The organism is Allobosea sp. P4_C6 (genome assembly GCF_056402015.1).
Map to the genome: position 1 here is coordinate 1 of NZ_JBFUIF010000310.1, position 781 is coordinate 781.

Here is a 781-nt window from a genome sequence, read left to right on the forward strand (position 1 = left end):
GCACGCGAGCGGTGTCGAGGAGAAGGTGAGCCACATCTGCACGCAAGTCGGCTTCTCTGACTGTCGCGAGGGTAGCGACCATCGCATGGTGGGGATTGACCTCAAGTATCGGCTTTGCCGCGCTGTCAATGCGGCCTGCGGCACTGAGTAGGCGTTCGAACTGGCGATCTGGACCGTTATCGGATGCCACCAGGCAGACCGCGCTGTCGGTCAGCCGGTCGGAGGTCCGGACGTCGGCGACTTGGTCGGCCAAGATCTCCTTCATCGACGCTAGCAGCGATACGATCTCATCGCGGGTATCGCTTGATCGAAGCGAGGCCCCATCGAGCAAGGCGATGCGTGCCAGATCCGCCGCCCCTTGCGTCACGGACTTGAACGGCTTGCCCTCAAAATCCGGTGCGGCCGACGCCCAGAAGCTGTCGACATGGTCGGAAAGCAGCAGCACTTCGATCCCGCGCGCCCTGAAGCCTTCGAGCTGCGGCGAGGTCGCGATCCTGAGAGCATCGTCACCAGCGATGTAGTAGATCGCCGTCTGGTTCTCTTTTAGCGCGCCAACATAGTCCTTGAGGCTGCGCAAACCTTCGCCGGAGGCCGTTGTCCGGAAGCGGGCCAGACCAAGCAGCTGGGCTCGACGCTCGTAGTCCTCGTAAAGCCCTTCCTTGATGACGGCGCCGAAGTTCTCCCAGATTTTTGCGAAGGCTTCAGCATCCTGTTCCGCGAGCTTCGTCAGGTCGGTCAGCACACGGTTGGTGACGCCCTTCTTGATCGCAGCGAGCAGCGG

At 62.0% G+C, this 781-nt stretch carries 1 protein-coding gene; it reads right to left on the reverse strand.

Features of this window, described 5'->3' with window-relative positions; genetic code table 11:
• Positions 1–781, reverse strand: a 781-nt coding sequence (locus AC1DVA_RS28865; RefSeq protein ID WP_476808200.1) for a hypothetical protein, incomplete at both ends; no start/stop codon positions are given.